This is a genomic window from Bacillus sp. SIMBA_074, assembly GCF_046534555.1.
GTDB lineage: Bacteria > Bacillota > Bacilli > Bacillales > Bacillaceae_G > Bacillus_A > Bacillus_A mycoides.
Genome location: NZ_JAWRYM010000002.1, coordinates 236,066 through 258,415, shown reverse-complemented (window position 1 = coordinate 258,415; position 22,350 = coordinate 236,066). Strand labels below are relative to the sequence as shown.

The following is a 22,350-nucleotide window of genomic DNA, read 5'->3' as shown; positions in this document are numbered from 1 at the left end:
TATTCTTAGATAACACCTTGTTCTAAGTACAACATATCTCCTTCTTTAATTGTACACTTCCCGTTTGTTAATTCAATCATCCAATCTGTAAATGTTTGTTTTCGATTTTCTTCTACATACGTATCGAATGTGACGTTTTCTAGATAATGTATATCTTTAATGTTATATTCTGAATTACGTAATTCATTTTCAACTTTGCCAAGCAATGTGTAATCAATTTCTGTTTCCATAACGCGCATTAGTTTTCGCTCAACAACGCCTACGTGATTAAGTCCTTCACTTGTACATTTTCCATATGCGCGAATTAATCCACCAGCACCAAGTTTAATGCCACCAAAATAGCGCGTGACGACAACGACAGTATCCTTTAGACCTCGCTTTTTTAATACCTCTAACATAGGTACACCAGCTGTGCCGCTCGGTTCGCCGTCATCGTTTGCCTTTTGAATTTGATCTTGTTCACCGATTAAATATGCGGAACAATTATGTGTTGCATTCCAATGCTGTTTTTTTATTTTTTGTATAAATGCTTGAGCTTCCTCTTCCGTTGTGGCGCGATTCACATAGCAAATGAATCTTGATTTTTGAATCACAATTTCGTGCTCTCCATAGCCTTTTATTGTTAAATATTGTAATAACAATGGTATACGCCCCTATCTTTCAAAATAACTAGTACTTTACATTTTAAAAGCGAGCGTTTTTATATTCAAACATTTTTTACAAATATGTTGAAATTTTTGGTGAGTATTTTATCCCGCATTAACGGGCAGTAAGACTCCCACCTCAAAATTCAGCTGGAGCAAAGAAGTTAGGTGGGAGGTCAACTGCCCGTAAAAGCCCGATTGGTTCAACTAATAATCAGTGGGGGATGAACAAAACCCCCACTGATTAAAGTTTCACTTTATCTTTTTGTTGTAATTTGTCGAGCGGGTGATTGTAGTTTCTAATCGGCATTTTTATGTATGGATGCACCTTTTCTAGTTTTCGTGTAAAATTAGGGGATAAAAATTTTTTATAAGGCAGGTACGAAAATGAAAACAGCTATTGTTACCGATAGTACAGCATATATACCGAAGCATATTCGTGACGAACTCAATATATATATGATTCCATTAAACGTTGTGTTTGGAACGGAATCTTATCAAGAAGAGGCTGAAGTTTCAGCAAATGATTTTTATATAAAAGTACGTGAACAAGAAGAACTTCCGAAAACTTCGCAACCAGCAATTGGAAAGTTTTTAGAGTTATATGAAGAGTTATCTAAAGAATATGATGCAGTTATTAGCATTCACCTTTCCAGTGGAATTAGTGGTACATATCAAACAGCAACGGCAGCTGGACAGATGGTAGATGGTATTGATGTATATACGTACGACTCTGAAATTAGTTGTGAAGTACAAGGGTTTTACGTGCGTGAAGGGGCAAAATTAGTAAGTGAAGGGAAAGCCCCAGAAGAGATTATCGCTCGCTTTGATGAAATGAAGCAAACGATGGATGCTTATTTTGTAGTGGATGATTTACATCATTTACAACGTGGTGGAAGATTAAATAGTGCACAAGCTTTCATCGGTAGTTTGTTACAAGTAAAACCAGTATTATACTTTAGAGATAAAGTAATTATTCCATTCGAAAAAATTCGTACGCGTAAAAAAGCGTTAAAGCGTATCGTTGAAATCTTTGATGAGCAGGCAAATAAAGGTGTGCCTATGGAAGCTGTTATTATTCATGCGAATCGTGAAGAGGAAGCTAATGAATGGAAACAAGAATTAGAAGAGATATACCCTCATGTTACAATTCGTACGAGTTATTTCGGAGCTGTAATTGGGACGCATTTAGGTGAAGGTGCGCTTGGTTTAGGTTGGTATACGAAGTGATAAAGATATAAAAGCTCTCTTACTTGAAGAGGGTTTTTTTACGGGGATTTGACAAGTTAATATTTGGAAATGGTAAAATGTATGTAAAATTAATAATGAGGAAAGTTTTATTACTTACTTTTTACAAGAAACTATATTATAATAGAAGAGAGGTGAAACATATGGAGCATAATTCTTGTTTATGTCCAAAGTTTGAGTCAGCTTTTACAATGCTTAGTAAGAAATGGACTGGCTTAATTATTAAATCTTTGCTCGAAGAGCCGAAACGTTTCAGAGAAATCGCAGATATTATACCGAATATGAGCGATCGTATGTTGTCAGAACGTTTAAAGGAATTAGAAGGCGAAGGTATTGTAGTTCGTAATGTTTACCCAGAAGTACCAGTTAGAATCGAGTACGGTGTAACTGATAAAGGGAAAGCGTTGGAAAGTGTTATGGATGAGGTCCAAAATTGGGCTGAGAAATGGATGAAGTAACGTTTCTATTTCATTCATATTGGAGTATTTTCAAAACGTAAGGGGTTCCCTTACGTTTTTTTTCAATCCTATAAAAAACGGTGTAAGGCTCTTAAAATTCTACATATATATACAAATTTAGATATACTTTGCTATAGAGATAAATGTAATATTACATTTATTTTACAAAACCGTAACATTAGCAAAAAAACTCCCGAATTATGGTATAAATTTTAATAGGTTATATACGGAAAATGAAAAAAAGAAAGCGGTGTAAAAAATAAAATGAAAAAGCTAAAAATGGCATCTTGCGCATTAGTTGCAGGGTTAATGTTTTCTGGGCTAACACCAAATGTATTTGCAGAAGATAAAATTTCTGACGTGAAATCACAAATTAACACACAAAATGATACTTTACATAAACAACAACAAGAACGTGATGAATTACAAAAACAAATGAATGACTTAAACAAAACAATCCAAGGTTTGGATAAGTCTGTTCAAGAGAACGCTTCAAAACTTGATGAAACAACAAAAAAAGTTTCTGATACGGAGCAATTAATCGAAAATAAAAATAAAGATATTGCAGAACTACAAACAAAGATTGCAAAACGTGAAGAGTTATTAAGAAAACGTTTAGTTGCACTACAAGAACAGCCAAATACGAACATTGTAACAGAAGTTCTTGTAAACTCTAAAAACGTTGCAGATTTAGTTGATCGTTTAGCTTCTGTGTCTAAAATTATGGAATCTGACGAAGATATCATGAAAACACAACAAGAAGATCAAACGAACGTGAAAAAAGATGTTGAGACAGTAAAAGAAAAACAAAAAGAATTAAAAGAAGCACAAGCTCAAATTGAAACTGCTAAGAAAGAACTTGACGTTGAAAAAGAGAAAAAAGCAACAGCAGTAAACGATTTAAGTGGTAAAATAGATACAGTTGTAACTACAATGACAAGTACGGAAAGTCAATTGCAAGATCTTGAGAAACAAGCACTGCAATTACAACGTATTGCGGAAGAAGAAGCGCAAGCAAAAGCGGCACAAGAAGCTGCTGCTCAAAAACAAGCAGAACAAGCTGCTAAAGAAGCACAAGCTCAACAAGCTGCACCAGCGCAAGCGCCTGCAGAACAAGCTGCACCAGCAAACAATGCTGGACAAGCTCAAAAAGAAGAACCTAAAAAAGAAGAGCCTAAAAAAGAGACACCTAAACAAGAAAACAAAAAACCAGAGCCAACTCCACCAGCTCCTGGTGTGATTGGTAAAGCACAACAATACCTAAATATGCCATATGTTTGGGGAAGTGCATCTCCATCAAACGGTGGTTTTGACTGTAGTGGATTTATTTCTTACATTTATGGTGTAGGTCGTCAAGACGTTGCAGGTTACTGGAACTCAGTTTCGAAAGTAAGTAGCCCACAACCTGGAGATTTAGTATTCTTCCAAGGTACTTATAAAGCAGGTCCATCTCACATCGGTATTTACGTTGGTAACGACCAGATGATTCATGCAGGTGATAAAGGGATTGCTTACGCTAGCTTAAGCAGTAGCTACAACCAAAAACATTTCTTAGGTTACGGTAGATTATAGGATTTATAATTGAATAAAAACGTGTATAAAGTCGATAGCTTACTATTTTATAAGTAGGTTATCGGCTTTTTTGAGTTTTTACGAGATAAAGAGAAGGATTTATAGTAGTGCTAGAGGTGGTTTATGATGTTAGCCGGGAAACAGTTACTATTAGAAGAACTTTCTTCAGACTTGCAGGATAAATTGGATCATTTGAAAAAGAATCGAGAAGTCGTTTGTGTACAAGGGGTAATTAAGAAATCTTCAAAATATATGTGCCAGCGTTGCGGAAATATAGAGCAGCGACTGTTTGCATCATTGCTATGTAAAAGGTGCAATGAAGTATGTACGTATTGCCGGAAATGTATAACGATGGGCAGGGTAAGTGAATGTACTGTACTTGTTCGCGGGATTGCTGAAATAAGCGGAGAAAGTTATTTGAATCCGTTACAGTGGGAAGGCGTTTTGTCTGACGGTCAGGAGTTAGCTGCGCAAAGTGTCGTTGACGCTGTTAAGCAGAAAGAATCATTTTTTATTTGGGCGGTGTGCGGGGCTGGAAAAACAGAAATGTTGTTTCGCGGAATTGCAGAGGCACTAAAAAAGGGAGAAAGAGTTTGTATTGCAACGCCGAGAACGGACGTTGTACTTGAATTAGCACCAAGATTACAAGAAGTGTTTCCAAATATAAATGTAGCTGCTTTATACGGAGGGAGTTTAGACCGAGAAAAAGATGCGGCGTTAATCGTTGCAACTACACATCAATTGTTACGTTATTATAGGGCGTTCCATGTCATGATTGTAGATGAGATAGATGCTTTTCCGTATCATGCAGATAAGATGTTGCAGTATGCAGTAAACGAAGCGACGAAAGAGGAGGCAGCACGTATTTATTTAACTGCAACTCCAGATGAAAAGTGGAAGCGTAAGTTGCGAAGTGGTAAGCAAAAAGGGGTTATTATTTCAGGACGTTATCATCGTCATCCGTTGCCAGTTCCAGCATTTCGATGGTGCGGAAATTGGAAAAAAGACCTCATGCGTAACAAAATCCCTCGAGCCGTATTACAATGGCTAAACATGTACTTAGATAAACAATATCCCATTTTTCTATTTGTTCCCCATATACGATACGTAGAAGAAATCAGCTTGTTATTAAAATTAAAAAACAGTCAAATTGACGGTGTGCATGCAGAAGATCCGAAGAGAAAAGAAAAGGTAGCGGCTTTTCGAAAGGGAGAAATTCCTTTATTAGTTACGACGACGATTTTGGAACGAGGAGTAACTGTGAAAAATTTACAAGTTGCAGTTTTAGGAGCTGAGGAAGAAATATTTTCAGAAAGTGCTCTCGTTCAAATTGCAGGGCGTGCTGGCAGAAGCTCTGATGAACCGCATGGAGATGTTATCTATTTTCATTATGGAAAGACAGAGGCGATGGTGCGTGCGAAAAAACATATTCAAAGTATGAATAAGAATGCTAAAGAACAAGGATTGATAGATTGATGCATTGTCTACTTTGTGATGAGTATATTTCATATGCGATTAGTTGGTACACTTTTTTTGTTAAGCTTCATAAAAAGTATATATGTGATAGATGTGAACAAAAACTTTCCTATATTATAGGAGATATTTGCAAGGAGTGTGGTCGGCCTTTAGAACTTGTACCAGCTGAATATAAAAACGGGGATATTTGTATGGACTGCATAAAGTGGACGAACGAGCAGAGGTTTCCGTCTCTCATAAATCGTTCGTTGCATGTGTATGATGAAGGGATGAAAGAAATATTAGCACAGTTTAAATTTCGAGGAGATGCTGAATTAGTGCATATTTTTCATCAGCCTTTTCGAAGTCTTTTTCAAAAATATTTTGCGAATGTTTCAGTTGCCATTCCGGTTCCTCTTAGTGAAGAGCGAGAATACGAGCGTGGTTTTAATCAAGCGGAGTTACTAGCTTCTTGTTTGCCTATCAAAATGTTTTGTACATCATTAAGAAGAATAGAAACAGAAAAACAAAGTAAGAAGAAGCGTAAAGAAAGGATATCGGGAGTTAATCCTTTTTATTTTCAGGGAGAAGAGCTGTTTCATGAGCAACATGTTTTAATTGTGGATGATGTGTATACGACAGGAATTACTGTCAGGCAAGTTGGAAGCCTTTTGTATGATCGAGGAGCGAGAGAAGTTTCTTGTTTGACGCTTTGTAGAGGTTAATATGTGAATGTCGAAAGGAGTAATAAAAAGACGACAGGTCTTCTTTGACTTACAGTCTTGTCATTCGCTATAGTCAGAATATGGGGCGAATGCCCTGATTTTAAGAGTGAAGGGAATGGAATGAACATGCAAGGACGAGTAAAATGGTTCAATGCAGAAAAGGGATTTGGGTTTATTGAGCGTGAAGATGGTGACGATGTGTTTGTTCATTTTTCTGCTATTCAACAAGATGGGTATAAGTCGTTAGAAGAAGGTCAACAAGTGGAGTTTGATATTGTTGATGGAGCACGTGGGCCACAAGCGGCTAATGTTGTGAAACTGTAAAAATTAAGTTTTTGGAAAAGATAGAGCTGTATTTTTAGCAGCATTATATAGATGGCGAAAGCTCTTGCTCGTAACAAGGGCTTTTTTGTTTTGGAGGAGTTGTCAAAAAGTTGTTTCTTTTCTGTAACTAATTGTCCACAGTTACATTCGTTATTCACGATGTTAATAGGATAAAATAAGGATAGAAACGATGCATCTTTTCATTTCAACAAAAAACGATAAAAAAATCGCAATTCCACTAATTTTTTTTAAAAATTAGAAGGAGTTTTTAAGCCAATGTCGAAATTATAGTACATAGGCTTGAAAGGAGGAATTCATCTATGAAATTCAACATTCGTGGTGAAAATATTGAAGTAACTCCAGCATTAAAGGAATATGTAGAGAAAAAACTAAGTAAATTAGAGCGTTATTTTGATACATTCCCAGAGATTAAGGTTAACTTAAAAGTATACTCTGACAAGCAACGTATCGAGGTAACAATTCCATTTACAGATTTATTACTTCGTGCAGAAGAAACAAATAGCGATATGTACGCTGCGATTGATTTAGTAGTTGATAAAATTGAGCGACAAATTCGTAAACATAAAACAAAAGTAAACCGTAAATTACGTGAAAAGGGTTCTATTAAAACTAACTTTATTCTTCCAGAAGCAGTAGCTGTTCTGGATGCGGTAGAAGAGGATGAATTAGAACTTGTACGTACAAAACGATTCGATTTAAAACCGATGGACGTTGAAGAAGCGATCTTACAAATGGATATGCTAGGACATAATTTCTTCGTCTTCACAAATGCGGATACAAATGAAACTAATGTTGTATATGGCCGTAAAGACGGGAAATATGGTTTAATCGAAACTAAATAATAATTCGAAGGCGCAGCCAAATGAGGCTGCGCTTTTTTATATATTTTAGTTATTGTATTGAGATCTTGAATGTGATTATCGCCACAAGTATTTCCTTGTTAGGAGTATACTAATTTTGTTTAATTTAACAATATTTTATAATTGTAAATAAAATATTAAGTTTCCTGAAATTAATTGATAGTGCATTTCGGCTTTGATATCCTAATATTTCATTATATTGATTTTATTTCTTCAGTGAAAAAATAAAATCAATATAATGCTACAAATTATCGGAGGTGTTTTTAGTGAGTATTAAGAAAAAAAGTCGTTTTATGTTTGGATCTGTTTTATCTTTAGGTATTTTAGCTAGTACTTTTGCTTTAACCGAACCGGCCAAGGCTGATACTAAGGCTAATACAAGGGATGATCATGTGGAATTTACCTTTAGACTTTGGAATGCATATGATTATACTAATGCACGTCCTAAAGAGAATGATACTTCTATGTATATGCGTGTGAAGAGCAGTGAGAAGGGCGGTGGTTCTTTCAACGTTTGGACAGAAGCGGATAAAAATAAAAATGCAGAAAATAGAAAATGGGTAAATGTTTCAGGTGATTCAGGTAAGCATGAAGGAGAAGTGCAACCAGGTAAAACATATCTTTTCAAAAATTATGCATATGAAAACTATGGGAAAAATGTTCCTGTTAGATTTGGTGGTTATTCTAGAGAAAATAATGCTTATCCTACTGCTTGGAGCCCTGATAGTGTAAGACCTAATGGACCTTACATCGAATATTGATTTAGAAATTATAAATTGAAATTATTTATTTTGTAGCGCTAGAAAAAGTCGTATAGTTTCTAATCTAGATTATACGACTTTTTCTGCTATTTAATTTTTAAAAATAGGAGGAGCTGTAATGAAACTTATTTCAAAATATATTTTAGTTTGTTTTTTTATATTGAGTATTAGTTTCTTAGTTTCTTGTCAAAAGAAAGTAGATGAACCTATTGTAAATATTGAAGATACTTTAACGGAAAAAGGAAATTTAAAAAGTATTCAGTTGCAAGAAATTAAGAAAAATACTATTTATGAACAAGTATTTTTCGGGAATGAAAATGGTAATGATTTCTTTCAAGGTCAAATAGATAGAAATGATATTGCAATAGAAGATAAGCTTTTAGATAAAAATTTAAAGTCAGGAGTTATACCAGAAAATTATTATGTTTTTTTAACGGGTGTTACGAATAAGAAAAAACCAACGTATCTTTTGGGACGGATTGAACAAATTGATGGAAAAGTAATTCAGTGGAAACAAGAAGTTAAGAGTGTACAAAGAAAAGATGCAAATGGTGTTTATCAGTATGATGTTTATCAGTATGAAGTTGAGTTTCCTAAATTTGAAGGAGAGAGAGCAAATGTTTCTTTTCGTTATATTTGGTTAAATAAAGAAAATAAATGTTATGGTGTTGCGGATCAATTATTCATATTAAAAAAGATTTAAATTTAATTAATGGTTTATGGAGGAGCTATAGATGAGTTACTTTTTAGGAAGGATTTTAAAAGGTAGGATGTTTTGGTTGTCTTTATTTATTATGTTAATAATTGTTATTGCTCAATATATTGCTATGTGTGTAACAACTAAAGGATTTAACGATGATGGGATTATAAAGGTATCCCCATATTTGTCTAATATTTTATATTTTACTAGATTATCGTTTTATAGTGAGTTTTATCTACTTATATTTCCTATGCTTTCTGCAATGGCTGTAGCAGGGATTTATAGAATTGATAAAAATTATGGGTTTATTTATCCTGTTATTTCTAAAATGGGAACAGGTTATTATTTTAAGCTACTTTATTTTATGAATTTCATTGTATCTTTTTTTATTATAAGTGTCCCTTTACTATTTAACTTTTATTTATATGCAATGACTTATCCAACAGTTGCTCCGCATCCAATATTAAATTATATGGCTTCTACTGTTTCACCAACAGCTCAATTTCATATAGTTTATTATGAGTACCCTACTTTATATTTTCTAATGTATGTATTTTTAAATGGTTTATACGGTGCAGTTTTTTCAAGTGTGGCTTTATCAGTTTCGTTTTTTATAAAACGAGTTTATTTTATTTATTTAGTTCCATTTGTTTTACATATTTTTTGGCTTGGTATTGGAAAAGGGATTCTCAATCCTAAGGATTATTTAATTAAAGATTTCGGCTTTTTTGAATTACAAATTTTTCTTAGTGTACTGTTATGTATTTGGTTTTGCTCTGTAGTTCTTTATTTACGGGGGAGTAGGAAGCATGTTCTTTTATAATGTAATGAAAGAAACTATAAGGATGAAATATGTTTGGTTAAGTATTCTCTTTTTACTTAATGTCAGTATCATTGGTTGTTTGTTCAATTATTTTGAACCTGGAATTGTAAAAGAGAAAATGAATGAATTGGAAACTTTGTATAAGGTTATGTCGTTTTATAATTTATCAACTATATTTATTCCTTTAACAATCGTTTTTTCTGTATATTCTATGTCGAATTTTTTTAGTATTTATGTTGTTTATAGAGTGAATAATGCATTGAAATTAGTTTCTATATATTATTTAAAATTATTAGTTTTCGTTTGTTTTTTTGCGGGGAGTATGATTTTACAGTTATTTTTGATGTCAAATATGATGGCTGTAAATAGTATTTCTGTGAATTATCCATTATTATTTTGCATTCAATTATTTGCGAATATTTTCATATGTATGATAAGTGCTTTGTTGCAATTATTTTTACCTAGTTTACTTGCAATAATATGTATGATCACTGCTGTTTTACTAGATAGATTTATATTACATGGATTTTTATTTACAAATGTTTTTTATATAAATGTGTTTGAAGATGCTACGGGTTTATTTATACGTTTATTTGGATGTTTTTCTATCTTTTTTATAAGTGTATGGATTTTATCTAAAAAAAGTTATATTTCTATGAATGATGAAACAGAGGTGATCTAGTTTACATTATGATTTTATATCATTTGTTAAAAAGAGATTTACATGTAAGGTTTAGAGATTCCATCAAGATAATGGCTTTTTTATTCTTAATTTACGCTATGATTGTATTTACTTTTTTATACAATCAGTCTCTTATTAATGGTAAAGAACCTGTATTAGTAGATGTTACCTTTTATCGATTTTTTCATGGAGTAGACTTTGTTGATTTATCTCACTTTTATAAGGAGGGGCGATTTTCTATCCCTTTTTATTGGGTTTTTTTTCAAATCACTCCTTTGTTGCTTGTAGGGAATTTTGCTTTTTCAGATATTCAACAGAATGGTGTTTATTTATTTCCTCGTGTTAAGAAGAAGCATTTTCTTTGGTTAACGAAAATACTATCTTTGTTCTTTTATATAATTAGTATTTGGATTGTTATGTATTTTCTTTGGTTTACTGTTTACTATTTGCTTTCTTTTGGCGAGTATTCTTTTTTAAATTTATATAGTCAATTTTCGTATAAAATATTAGGTACTATGCTAATTCAAATAATCATAAGCTTTTTATTAGCTTTAATTTTTGAGTTTTTAACGTTTTATATACCAATAACTATTGTTTTTGTACTGATGTTGATGTACCTATTTATGTCTATTTTCTTTCATAGTATTTGTTTTTTAGGCTCTTTTGTTATGCCAAATCGCTGGTATTTTGTTGATCACAGTTCAATTCAATTGACTTTAGGTAATAATCAATCTATTCAATGTAATGATTTACTTTTAATAGGAGTAGTAATTGTTGTTGTAATGATTTTATTAGGTAGTTTTTGTTTTAAAAAACTAGATGTGATAGGTGAATAATTTATGGACAATTATATTAAATGTGAATGTATGATGAAAAAATTAAAAGGAAATATTGTGTTAGATAATATTAGTTTATCGATAAAAAAAGGCGAGTTTTTAGTTTTGAAGGGGCATAATGGCTCTGGTAAAACGATGATTTTACGAGCTATATCAGGGTTAATGCGTTTGGATTCTGGATTTGTTTATATAGATAATAAAATGATTGGAAAACAAAAGCAATTTCCTGATTCTATGGGAATATTGATTGAATATCCAAGTTTTATTCCAGGGTATACTGGTTTTCAGAACTTGAAATTTTTAGCATCGATTAACAATAAAATTTCTGATGAGGAAATTTATAATATTATTCAAAGGGTTGGACTTGATAAAGCAGATAAGAGAAAGTATAAAAGATACTCTTTAGGTATGAAACAACGTTTAGGGATAGCGCAAGCTTTAATGGAACGACCAAAATTATTGTTATTAGACGAGCCAACTAATGCTTTAGATAGTGATGGGATAAAAGATGTTTTAGATATTTTGGAAGTAGAAAAATCTAAGGGAACGACTATTCTTGTAGCTAGTCATGATGTGCATGTTCTAGATAATGGAATAGTAGATCGTATTGTACATGTTAATAATGGAAAGTTGGTAGATTAATAGTGACAAGAAAACATGTCTTAATAATCATTGGATTGTGTGTGTTGCTATGTACATTTGCTAGTTTGTTTAGATTTAAAACATTAAATCAAAATAATGAATCTTATAAAGTGGTAAAAGATGAGTTTTTATCTAATAGAACTTTTGATGATGGACAAGGAGTGAAGTTTCATGCACTTGAGCCTCTTGATCCTACAAAAGTTTATGATCCTTATGAAGACCGTGAAGTAGTGACGTATGTGTTACCTTTAAATATTACAAATACAACAAATCGGGATATTAACTTATTTAGTAATAAGTCTATTTCTAATACAATGTTTTATTCTAAAATAGGGGAGTTTTATAATTTAGTTCCTTATTCAATGGAATTACCTGAAAAATATCAGTTTGATCCTGTAATACCTGCTGGTAAAACAGTACGAGGATATATAGGGACAAATTATTTTATAGGAGATGACCCTTATAAAAATTATAAAAACTTTTCAAATGAATCAACTAAGGTGAAATTCATTTCTTTTATGAAGGATAAGAAAGGGAAATATCATGAATTAGAAATACCAATAAATTAATAACATTTATTAGTAGTATTAATTTGAAGTGTAATTGTAAAAAAAGAAAAAGTTCTATATAAAATGTATTAAGTATAGTGTCTTTTTCTTCTTTATTGATATCTATATATTTTAAGTTTACTTTTGAGTTGCTGTGGTTGAGTATATCTTGCAATATAATGATAGATATTGTTTATAGAAATCAAAAGCTGAAGGTTTTGCGCATTGTGTGAGTATCTATGGATGCTGCACCGGCAAAATCTTTGGCTTTTGTAATTGTCGATTTAAATCTTACTAATATGTTCATTCCAGCTACTCTCTTTAAAGGGAACGGGAAAGAATATTATTTAGAATTAATATGAAATTTGGAATATGAATTTGAAATAGAGAGGTAGGGAAAAGAATCATTAATTTGTTGAAACGAATAAAATAAAAACTTTTTCTGAATCTACGGCTCGACATTTGGACGATTGTTGTCATAGTTATAAGACAAGTGTTACAATTATCATTAGGTTTATACATTTTAGTTTTTTAATTAGGAGAAAAATTGGCATAACATAAAGTGAAACTTTAATCAGTGGTGGGTTCTTCCCACCTACTGATTATTAGCCCTCACCAATCGGGCATTTACGGGCAGTTGATCCCATACCTAATTTTTATTTTTGCTTAATTTTGAGGTAGGGATCTTACAGCCCGTTAATGCGGGGTAAATTTGATTTTTATAACGACTGATTGTAAAGAGAAAAAGAAAGCAATCGGAAGTTTTATTTTAATAAAAGAGGAGCGTATTTCCTATGATCGGTATTTTAAAAAAGGTATTTGATGTCAACCAACGCCAAATTAAACGTATGCAGAAGACAGTGGAGCAAATTGATGCATTAGAACCATCTATTAAGCCGCTAACTGATGAACAATTAAAAGGAAAGACGATTGAATTTAAAGAACGTCTAACAAAAGGTGAGACAGTAGATGATCTACTTCCTGAAGCTTTTGCGGTTGTTCGTGAAGCAGCGAATCGTGTTCTTGGAATGCGTCCATATGGCGTACAGCTAATGGGTGGTATCGCCTTACATGAAGGAAATATCTCTGAGATGAAAACAGGTGAAGGTAAAACGTTAACATCTACTTTACCTGTATATTTAAACGCATTAACAGGAAAAGGTGTTCACGTTGTTACAGTCAATGAATACTTAGCGCAACGTGATGCGAGCGAAATGGGACAACTTCATGAGTTCCTTGGCTTAACTGTAGGGATTAACTTAAATAGTATGTCACGTGAAGAGAAACAAGCTGCTTATGCTGCTGATATTACGTATAGCACAAATAACGAGCTTGGGTTCGATTACTTACGTGACAACATGGTGTTATATAGAGAGCAGTGCGTTCAGCGTCCACTTAATTTTGCTATCATCGATGAAGTCGATTCTATTTTAGTCGATGAAGCACGTACGCCGCTTATTATTTCGGGACAAGCTCAAAAATCAGCAGAGCTATACATGTTTGCAAATGCATTCGTTCGTACATTAGAAAATGAAAAAGAATATTCATTTGATGTGAAAACGAAAAATGTAATGTTAACAGAAGATGGTATTACGAAAGCTGAGAAAGCTTTCCATATCGATAACTTATTCGATTTAAAACATGTAGCACTTCTTCACCATATTAATCAGGCGCTTCGTGCACACGTTGTTATGCACCTTGATACAGATTATGTTGTACAAGAAGGCGAAATCGTAATCGTAGACCAATTCACTGGTCGTCTTATGAAAGGTCGTCGTTATAGCGAAGGTTTACATCAAGCTATTGAAGCAAAAGAAGGCGTAGAAATTCAAAATGAAAGTATGACGCTTGCAACAATTACGTTCCAAAACTACTTCCGTATGTACGAAAAATTATCTGGTATGACTGGTACAGCGAAAACGGAAGAAGAAGAATTCCGTAGTATTTACAATATGAATGTTATCGTAATTCCAACGAATAAAGATATTATTCGTGATGATCGTGCTGATTTAATCTTCAAATCAATGGAAGGTAAATTCAATGCAGTTGTTGAGGATATTGTAAATCGTCATAAGCAAGGGCAACCTATTCTTGTTGGTACAGTTGCAATTGAAACGTCAGAGCTTATTTCAAAAATGTTAACACGTAAAGGTGTACGTCATAATATCTTAAATGCAAAAAACCATGCGCGTGAAGCAGATATCATTGCAGAAGCTGGTATGAAAGGCGCTGTAACAATTGCGACGAATATGGCTGGTCGTGGTACGGATATTAAGTTAGGCGACGATATTAGAAACGTTGGCCTAGCAGTTATCGGTACAGAGCGTCACGAAAGTCGTCGTATTGATAATCAGTTACGTGGTCGTTCTGGTCGTCAAGGGGACCCTGGTGTAACACAGTTCTACTTATCAATGGAAGATGAACTAATGCGCCGCTTCGGTTCTGACAATATGAAAGCGATGATGGATCGCCTTGGTATGGATGATTCACAGCCAATCGAAAGTAAAATGGTTTCTCGTGCTGTAGAATCTGCGCAAAAACGTGTGGAAGGAAATAACTATGATGCACGTAAGCAGCTATTGCAATACGACGATGTACTTCGTCAACAACGTGAAGTAATTTATAAACAGCGTCAAGAAGTAATGGATTCAGAGAACTTACGCAGTATTATTGAAGGTATGATGAAATCTACGATAGAACGTGCTGTTGCACTTCATACGCAAGAAGAAATCGAAGAAGATTGGAGCATTAAAGGTCTTGTCGATTACTTAAATACAAACCTTCTTGAAGAAGGAGATGTAAAAGAAGAAGAGTTACGTCGCCTTGCTCCAGAAGAAATGAGCGAATCAATTATCGCGAAATTGTTAGAGCGTTATAACGAAAGAGAGAAGCTTCTACCTGAAGAGCAGACGCGTGAATTCGAAAAGGTTGTTGTATTCCGTGTTGTAGATACGAAATGGACAGATCATATCGATGCAATGGATCATCTTCGTGAAGGTATTCATTTACGTGCTTACGGACAAATCGATCCACTTCGTGAATACCAAATGGAAGGATTCGCAATGTTCGAGTCGATGATCGCTTCTATTGAAGAGGAAATCTCTCGTTACATTATGAAAGCTGAAATTGAGCAAAACTTAGAGCGTCAAGAAGTTGTTCAAGGTGAAGCTGTTCATCCATCAAGCGATGGCGAAGACGCGAAGAAAAAACCGGTTGTAAAAGGTGACCAAATGGGACGCAACGATTTATGTAAATGTGGTAGTGGCAAGAAATATAAAAACTGTTGTGGCATTGGGCAGTAATAAGAAACTGTAATTTAGACTGTTTTGCAAATTTTTACATCAAAAATGTATAATGAAAAGGATTAAACTCTCTCCGTAATAAGCGGAGAGAGTTTCCCTTGTTTTCATATGAAAGTAACAGCAATTACATAGAGGTGAAGGAAATGGAATTAGTAGAAATTAGGCAAGAATTAGAAAAAATGGCTAAGAGATTAGCGGCTTTTAGGGGGTCTCTTTGACCTTCCTACTAAGGAAAAACAAATTGCAGAATTAGAAGAAACGATGATGGGCGCTGGATTTTGGGATGACCAACAAGGCGCACAAGCTGTAATTAATGAAGCGAATGCGCTGAAAGATATGGTTGGAAGGTTCCGTCAGTTGGATGAGACGTTCGAAAACTTAGAAATGACGCATGACCTACTTAAAGAAGAGTATGATGAAGATTTACATGAAGAATTAGAATCTGAAGTGAAAACTTTAATTCACGAAATGAATGAGTACGAGCTGCAGTTACTATTAAGCGATCCTTATGATAAAAATAACGCTATTTTAGAATTACACCCAGGTGCAGGTGGAACAGAGTCACAAGACTGGGGTTCTATGTTATTACGTATGTACACACGCTGGGCTGAGAAACGTGGGTTTAAAGTAGAAACGGTTGACTACTTACCGGGCGATGAAGCTGGTATTAAGAGTGTTACATTATTAATTAAAGGTCATAACGCTTACGGTTACTTGAAAGCGGAGAAAGGTGTACATCGTCTTGTACGTATTTCACCGTTCGATTCTTCAGGTCGTCGTCATACATCGTTCGTATCTTGTGAAGTTGTACCTGAATTCAATGATGAAGTTGAAATTGAAGTGCGTACAGAAGATTTGAAAATAGATACGTATCGTGCAAGTGGTGCAGGCGGACAGCATGTTAATACGACAGATTCAGCAGTTCGTATAACGCATCTACCAACAAACACGGTTGTAACATGTCAGTCAGAGCGTTCTCAAATTAAAAACCGTGAGCATGCGATGAAAATGCTGAAAGCGAAATTATATCAAAAGAAACTAGAAGAACAACAAGCGCAATTAGATGAGATTCGTGGAGAGCAAAAAGAAATTGGATGGGGCAGCCAAATCCGTTCTTACGTATTCCACCCGTATTCTCTTGTAAAAGACCATCGTACAAATACAGAAATTGGTAACGTGCAAGCAGTTATGGATGGAGAAATTAATCCATTTATCGATGCTTATTTACGTTCTCGCATTTAATAAGAGAAAAAGCCAACAGAATTGTTGGCGCACGCTGAGGTAAAAGAGGATATAAAGAGGCTTATCTTATTTATATTGATGAAATAAAGAGGAAGAGAAGTTGGAAACGACAACTTCTCTTTTTGATGAGATTATATGTAGAATACAATGTCGTATATTGTTTTGTAAAAAGTAGAGAATAGTAAAACAGAGTGATAATAGAGTAGGACTTTATATGGAATTTCTCTGCTTTATTTTGGAGAAAAAGGTTCTTTATAGAACTTTCTAATGTGTTCACAGAATTGAAACAATTTATGAAAGCTTTATTCTATTAAGGTTCTCACTATATTTGTAAAAAATATGAAATACACCTTAGTTTTTCTATATAAAGATAATGCTTATAATGAAAATTGAGTGTGGTATGAAAATATTGCCTATTTATGAATGAAGAGAATATCAAAAATGGGGAGCGATAGAAGTGAAAAAGAAATTGTTGGCTATTACGCTGGGGACATCAGTCGTTTTTGCTTTAGGAGCATGTGGAAATAAAGAAGAGAGTAAATCATCAAAACAATCTGCAAGCACAGATAGTGCAGAACAAATCTTCCAAAGAAGTTGTGCAGGTTGTCACGCGAAAGATTTATCAGGAGCAACTGGACCTGATTTAAGAAAAGTAGGCGGTAAGTATGACGCTGCGGCTATCGAAGAAATTATTAAAAAAGGTCGGGGCTCAATGTCACCTGGACTTATTCAAGGTGAGGACGCAAAAAAAGTATCTGAATGGCTAGCTGAACATAAATAAAAAAGGTGAAATAGACGAGTTGATTATAGGATCTTACCTAAAAATGATTTAGGCTAAGAACTATGTCAGCTCGTTTACCTTTTTAGGATGTAACATAACTGTAACAAAAATGTATCCGAATTGGAAACCGATTGATGTTACAATGGGGTTTGTAGAATTTTGATGAAATATATTACATAGAGTAGCGTTGCTAATAAAAAGCATGTATGGAAGCTACCTTCAACAAGAATGGTCGAATGAAAATAAAGGTTTTTCTTTTATTTTCAAATGTACAGAAAAGTATTTCTAAAAAAATCATTAAGTATTGGGTGATAAATAATGATAAAAATGACGAATGTTTATAAGGAGTACCCAAATGGTATGAAAGCCATTGCTGGTCTCACAGTTAACATTAAACAAGGTGAATTCGTATACGTAGTTGGACCGAGTGGAGCCGGAAAATCTACATTTATTAAAATGATGTATCGTGAAGAGAAGCCATCTACAGGATCAATTAATGTAAATGGACTTGTAATTGAAACATTAGCAGAAAGAGATGTTCCATATTTCCGTCGTCAATTAGGCGTGATTTTCCAAGATTTTAAATTGCTACCTAAATTAACGGTATATGAGAATGTTGCGTTTGCTTTAGAAGTAATTGAAGAAGAGAAGGAAGCGATTCGTGAGCGCGTTACAGAAGTGTTAGGTCTTGTTGGTCTTGAAGAGCGTGCCGATGCACTTCCAAATGAGCTTTCGGGCGGAGAGCAACAACGTGTGGCGATTGCAAGAGCGATTGTAAATAAGCCAAAGGTTGTAATTGCCGATGAGCCAACAGGTAACTTAGATATTGAAACAGCTCTTGATATTATGAAGATTTTTAAACGTATTAATGAGCGTGGTACAACGATTGTTATGGCGACACATAACGCAGATATCGTAAATACAATTCGTCATCGTGTAATTGCAATTGAAGGCGGAAGAATTGTTCGAGACGAGATTGAGGGAGGATACGGATATGAAGGCTAAAACCCTTAGTCGACATTTGCGAGAAGGTGTGAAAAATCTATCCCGTAACGGATGGATGACATTTGCTTCTGTAAGTGCAGTAACAGTTACATTATTACTTGTAGGTGTCTTTTTGACAGCGATTATGAATATGAACCATTTTGCGACGAAAGTAGAGCAAGATGTAGAAATTCGTGTGCATGTTGATCCAGCAGCAAAAGAAGCTGATCAAAAGAAATTAGAAGAAGATATGAGTAAAATTGCGAAAGTAGATTCTATTAAATATTCTTCTAAAGAAGAAGAGTTGAAACGTTTAATTAAAAGCTTAGGCGATAGTGGAAAAACGTTCGAGTTATTTGAGCAAGATAACCCACTGAAAAACGTATTTGTTGTAAAGGCGAAAGAACCAACAGATACGGCAACAATTGCGAAAAAGATTGAGAAAATGCAGTTTGTAAGTAATGTTCAATACGGTAAAGGTCAAGTTGAAAAATTATTTGATACTGTAAAAACTGGTCGTAACATCGGGATTGCGTTAATTGCGGGTCTTCTATTCACAGCGATGTTCTTAATCTCTAACACAATTAAAATTACAATTTATGCTCGTAGTACTGAGATTGAAATTATGAAACTTGTTGGTGCAACAAACTGGTTTATTCGTTGGCCGTTCTTGTTAGAGGGATTATTCCTAGGAGTATTAGGATCAATTATTCCAATTGGCCTAATTTTAGTTATGTATAATTCGTTGCAAGGTGTGTTTAATGAAAAACTTGGCGGAACAATTTTCGAGCTTCTACCATACAACCCATTCGTATTCCAATTAGCTGGTTTATTAATGTTAATCGGTGCATTAATCGGTATGTGGGGAAGTGTAATGTCAATTCGTCGCTTCTTAAAAGTATAAAAAGTTGCAAACATAATTCGTACAAGCTTATCATATAGTAGAAATAGGTAAAGGCATCACACATCGTGTGATGCCTTTTGCTACACCACCTGTGTGTTCTGGAAAGGGGAATTCCGCATTGAAACGTAGAGTTGCAATTATTGGAATGGTTGTTGCATTTTTAATTGGTGCTGGCGGGATGTTTGGTGGTATGTACTGGTTTGGGATAAACCCAGCGTATGTAACGCAAACAGTATCGAATGGTAATGCTGGCACAGCGCAAGGGAATTTGGTAAAGATTAATGAGGCGTATGCACTAATTGATTCACGTTATGTGGAAGACGTGAAAGACGACAAATTAGTCGAAGGTGCGATACAGGGAATGTTGTCTACGCTGAAGGACCCTTATTCCACGTATATGGATAAAGAAACGGCAAAACAGTTTAGTCAGTCACTTGATCCTGAACTTGAAGGGATTGGAGCTGAAGTGAACAAGACGGACGGTAAGCTTATTATCGTATCGCCAATTAAAGGTTCACCAGCAGAAAAGATAGGAATTAAACCGAATGACCAAATTTTATCTGTAGATGGAAATAGTGTGAAAGATTTATCACGTGAAGAAGCAGTATTAAAAATTCGTGGTAAAAAAGGAACGACTGTTGCAATTGAAATTAAGCGCGCAGGAGTGGCTGATCCGATAGAATTTAAAATTAAGCGTGAAAAGATTCCGATTTTCACTGTATTTAGTTCCGTAAAGCAAGATAGCGGAAAAGATATCGGTTATATGCAAATTACTTCTTTCGCTGAAAATACTGCGAAAGAATTTAAGGATCAGTTAAAAGAGCTAGAGAAGAAAAACATAAAAGGCTTAGTTATTGACGTGCGTGGTAATCCTGGCGGTTATTTAAATAGTGTAGAAGATATACTAGGAGACATCATGACAGATAAAAAGCCAATGCTACAAGTAGAACAGCGAAATGGTGAGAAGAAGAAATTCTCTACGGAACTGAAAGAGAGAAAGCCATATCCAATTTCAGTATTAATTGATAACGGAAGTGCTTCTGCTTCAGAGATTTTAGCTGGTGCGCTAAAAGAAGGAGAAGGATACGATTTAATTGGTGAAAAAACGTTTGGTAAAGGTACTGTTCAGCAGGCTGTTCCATTTAAAGATGGCAGCAACATTAAATTAACAATGTTTAAATGGTTAACACCAGATGGCAATTGGATTCATAAAAAAGGAATCGCGCCAACTGTAGAAGTGAAGCAACCAGATTATTATCATGCGACACCAATTCAAATTGAAAAGACACTTTCATACAATTCAAATGATGTACAAGTAAAACACGCGCAAGAAATGCTTAAGAGCTTAGGATATGTACCAGGACGTGAAGATGGATACTTTAGCAAAGAGACAGAATCAGCACTAAAAGCATTCCAAAATGCGAATGAGATGGAAGCAACAGGACAACTCGATAAAAAGACAGCTGAAGCGATTCAAACTAAAATTATTGAAAAAATCCGTTCTGGAGAAAATGATTTACAATTACAGACGGCATTGAAATTAATAGCGAAATAAGAAAGAATACAGGCACTTTGATGCCTGTATTTTTTTATGTGTTAAATATGATAAGATAAAAAGAAAGACTGATATAAATGGTGGTGAATGAATTCGTGGAGGCATGGCTTTTTGAAATACTACGAGCAGTTGGACGTTTTTTCTTACACCCTGCTGTCTATGTATTTTTAATTAGTAGTATCTTTGTTGGATACTTACGTATATTACGAGAACGAAAAGATTTTTCTTTTAAAGTATATGATATTTGGTTTGAACTACGAACAACTCTATTTGCAGGTATTGGGTACGGATTAATCGTATCTATTATTACGATTGGGCTTGGGCTTGTTGTTTCAAAAGCGAGTTTATGGGCAATTTTACTTTGGACGTTATTATTCGGATTAACTGCTATGTATCGATATTTATCTGTAGCTTATACTTTCGGAATCGCGATTGCACTCGTGTTGTTATCGTCTAAGATGCCAGTTTCCTTCTTACAGCTTGGAGAAGGTGAAGAGGGTACGATTGTATCCCTTGCTATTTTACTAGGCGTTATGCTCGTTGTAGAGGGTTTGTTAATCTCTAAAAATGCAGTTCGTTATTCTACGCCAAAAATTAACAAAGGTAAGCGTGGGCTACGAATTGGACTACATGAATCCAATCGTTTATGGCTTGTACCAGTATTTATTCTTATACCAGGAGACGCGGTGACAGGATTTATTTCTTGGTGGCCTGTCGTTTCAATAGGTTCGACTACATACTCTTTATTCCTCGTGCCATTTTTAATTGGATTTATGAGAAAGGTTAGAAGTTATGAGCCGACGGAAGCTTTATTATTTACAGGAAGACGCGTCTATGGTTTAGCGGGGCTCGTACTCGTTTTAGGTATCGCAAGTTACTGGTGGCACGTACTCGCAATTATCGCGATGGGAGTCGCAATGCTTGGACGCTTTACAATCTCGATGCAAGAGAAAATTGCAGACGAGAAAAGACCAGCATACTTTGCCGCACGTAATGATGGACTTGTTGTGTTAGATACAATTCCTAATACAATTGGGGCAGAGATGAATTTAAAACCTGGAGAAGTTATTACGAAAGTAAATGGAATCATTCCAAGAAGTACCGAAGAGTTTTATGACGCGCTTCAAACGAAGACGACAGGAGCGTTTTGTAAATTAGAAGTAGTAGATACAAATGGTGAGCTTCGTCTTGCTCAAACGGCATTATACGCCGGGGGACATCATGAATTAGGTGTTGTATTTGTTCAGCAAGAGCACGAGTGGGATTCGGAAGCTATATAAAAT

23 protein-coding genes and 1 pseudogene are annotated in these 22,350 nt (G+C 34.5%); 22 read left to right on the top strand and 2 right to left on the bottom strand.

What is annotated here, in order from left to right; translation table 11 throughout:
• Positions 1-5: 5 nt before the first annotated feature.
• A complete protein-coding gene (locus tag SB773_RS03655; protein ID WP_002034752.1) occupies positions 6-641 on the bottom strand; it encodes a YigZ family protein in 636 nt (211 codons plus the stop codon).
• 390 nt (positions 642-1,031) lie between these two features.
• On the opposite strand from SB773_RS03655, the gene SB773_RS03650 reads away from it, so the two are divergent.
• The 14 genes from SB773_RS03650 to SB773_RS03585 all read left to right on the top strand — a co-directional run bounded on the left by SB773_RS03650 (position 1,032) and on the right by SB773_RS03585 (position 12,320).
• Positions 1,032-1,874, top strand: a complete 843-nt coding sequence (locus tag SB773_RS03650; RefSeq protein WP_002016143.1) for a DegV family protein — start codon at positions 1,032-1,034, stop codon at positions 1,872-1,874.
• Between the two features lie 161 nt (positions 1,875-2,035).
• Positions 2,036-2,350 carry a winged helix-turn-helix transcriptional regulator gene (locus SB773_RS03645; protein WP_002089608.1) on the top strand — a complete coding sequence of 105 codons (315 nt, stop codon included), beginning with the start codon at positions 2,036-2,038 and terminating at the stop codon, positions 2,348-2,350.
• A 264-nt stretch (positions 2,351-2,614) separates the two neighbouring features.
• A complete protein-coding gene (locus SB773_RS03640; protein WP_410588620.1) occupies positions 2,615-3,922 on the top strand; it encodes a C40 family peptidase in 1,308 nt (435 codons plus the stop codon).
• A 126-nt stretch (positions 3,923-4,048) separates the two neighbouring features.
• Complete coding sequence (gene comFA, locus SB773_RS03635) at positions 4,049-5,398, top strand: ATP-dependent helicase ComFA (RefSeq protein ID WP_410588618.1); 1,350 nt, start codon at positions 4,049-4,051, stop codon at positions 5,396-5,398.
• Entirely contained in the window at positions 5,398-6,102 is a 705-nt protein-coding gene (locus SB773_RS03630; protein ID WP_410588616.1) for a ComFC family protein, read from the top strand. Before comFA ends, SB773_RS03630 begins: the two co-directional genes overlap by 1 nt.
• 126 nt (positions 6,103-6,228) lie before the next feature.
• Entirely contained in the window at positions 6,229-6,426 is a 198-nt protein-coding gene (cspC, locus tag SB773_RS03625; protein ID WP_001990088.1) for a cold shock protein CspC, read from the top strand.
• Positions 6,427-6,746: 320 nt separating this feature from the next.
• A complete protein-coding gene (gene hpf, locus SB773_RS03620) occupies positions 6,747-7,289 on the top strand; it encodes a ribosome hibernation-promoting factor, HPF/YfiA family (RefSeq protein WP_410588614.1) in 543 nt (180 codons plus the stop codon).
• 284 nt (positions 7,290-7,573) lie between these two features.
• Complete coding sequence (locus SB773_RS03615; RefSeq protein WP_002184661.1) at positions 7,574-8,068, top strand: hypothetical protein; 495 nt, start codon at positions 7,574-7,576, stop codon at positions 8,066-8,068.
• Positions 8,069-8,186: 118 nt separating this feature from the next.
• Positions 8,187-8,771, top strand: coding sequence for a hypothetical protein (locus SB773_RS03610; protein WP_002068272.1), 585 nt, complete (start codon positions 8,187-8,189; stop codon positions 8,769-8,771).
• 31 nt (positions 8,772-8,802) lie between these two features.
• Positions 8,803-9,591, top strand: coding sequence for a hypothetical protein (locus SB773_RS03605; RefSeq protein WP_060749252.1), 789 nt, complete (start codon positions 8,803-8,805; stop codon positions 9,589-9,591).
• On the top strand, positions 9,578-10,273 hold the full coding sequence (locus tag SB773_RS03600; RefSeq protein WP_060749253.1) for a hypothetical protein: 696 nt from the start codon (positions 9,578-9,580) through the stop codon (positions 10,271-10,273). Before SB773_RS03605 ends, SB773_RS03600 begins: the two co-directional genes overlap by 14 nt.
• Before the next feature lie 71 nt (positions 10,274-10,344).
• The gene (locus SB773_RS03595; RefSeq protein WP_060749300.1) at positions 10,345-11,109 is read left to right on the top strand and encodes a hypothetical protein; all 765 of its coding nucleotides are present in this window, start codon (positions 10,345-10,347) and stop codon (positions 11,107-11,109) included.
• A 3-nt stretch (positions 11,110-11,112) separates the two neighbouring features.
• The gene (locus SB773_RS03590; protein ID WP_410588611.1) at positions 11,113-11,751 is read left to right on the top strand and encodes an ATP-binding cassette domain-containing protein; all 639 of its coding nucleotides are present in this window, start codon (positions 11,113-11,115) and stop codon (positions 11,749-11,751) included.
• A 41-nt stretch (positions 11,752-11,792) separates the two neighbouring features.
• Positions 11,793-12,320 carry a hypothetical protein gene (locus tag SB773_RS03585; RefSeq protein WP_033731110.1) on the top strand — a complete coding sequence of 176 codons (528 nt, stop codon included), beginning with the start codon at positions 11,793-11,795 and terminating at the stop codon, positions 12,318-12,320.
• A 55-nt stretch (positions 12,321-12,375) separates the two neighbouring features.
• Here SB773_RS03585 and SB773_RS03580 read toward each other — a convergent pair.
• Positions 12,376-12,576, bottom strand: a pseudogene (locus SB773_RS03580) (tyrosine-type recombinase/integrase); the annotation flags it as partial.
• On the opposite strand from SB773_RS03580, the gene SB773_RS03575 reads away from it, so the two are divergent.
• The 8 genes from SB773_RS03575 (at position 12,539) to SB773_RS03540 (ending at position 22,347) form a co-directional block, all read left to right on the top strand.
• Positions 12,539-12,661: a hypothetical protein gene (locus SB773_RS03575; RefSeq protein ID WP_002167387.1), complete on the top strand. Its 123-nt coding sequence runs from the start codon at positions 12,539-12,541 to the stop codon at positions 12,659-12,661. The pseudogene SB773_RS03580 and the gene SB773_RS03575 overlap by 38 nt on opposite strands.
• Before the next feature lie 432 nt (positions 12,662-13,093).
• Positions 13,094-15,601: a preprotein translocase subunit SecA gene (gene secA, locus SB773_RS03570; protein WP_131246523.1), complete on the top strand. Its 2,508-nt coding sequence runs from the start codon at positions 13,094-13,096 to the stop codon at positions 15,599-15,601.
• 143 nt (positions 15,602-15,744) lie between these two features.
• Positions 15,745-16,843 (top strand): peptide chain release factor 2 gene (prfB, locus tag SB773_RS03565; RefSeq protein WP_215576673.1). Its coding sequence is split into 2 segments (ribosomal slippage): positions 15,745-15,816 and positions 15,818-16,843, totalling 1,098 coding nucleotides; the frame shifts between segments, so codons are not numbered across the junction.
• A gap of 457 nt (positions 16,844-17,300) precedes the next feature.
• Positions 17,301-17,624, top strand: a complete 324-nt coding sequence (gene cccB / locus SB773_RS03560) for a cytochrome c551 (RefSeq protein WP_113733796.1) — start codon at positions 17,301-17,303, stop codon at positions 17,622-17,624.
• A gap of 318 nt (positions 17,625-17,942) precedes the next feature.
• Positions 17,943-18,629 carry a cell division ATP-binding protein FtsE gene (gene ftsE / locus SB773_RS03555; RefSeq protein ID WP_002016128.1) on the top strand — a complete coding sequence of 229 codons (687 nt, stop codon included), beginning with the start codon at positions 17,943-17,945 and terminating at the stop codon, positions 18,627-18,629.
• Complete coding sequence (gene ftsX, locus SB773_RS03550) at positions 18,619-19,512, top strand: permease-like cell division protein FtsX (RefSeq protein WP_002089596.1); 894 nt, start codon at positions 18,619-18,621, stop codon at positions 19,510-19,512. The genes ftsE and ftsX overlap by 11 nt, the downstream gene beginning before the upstream one ends.
• 118 nt (positions 19,513-19,630) lie before the next feature.
• Complete coding sequence (locus tag SB773_RS03545; RefSeq protein WP_098167532.1) at positions 19,631-21,067, top strand: S41 family peptidase; 1,437 nt, start codon at positions 19,631-19,633, stop codon at positions 21,065-21,067.
• 95 nt (positions 21,068-21,162) lie between these two features.
• Complete coding sequence (locus SB773_RS03540) at positions 21,163-22,347, top strand: PDZ domain-containing protein (RefSeq protein ID WP_172798714.1); 1,185 nt, start codon at positions 21,163-21,165, stop codon at positions 22,345-22,347.
• Positions 22,348-22,350: the final 3 nt, after the last annotated feature.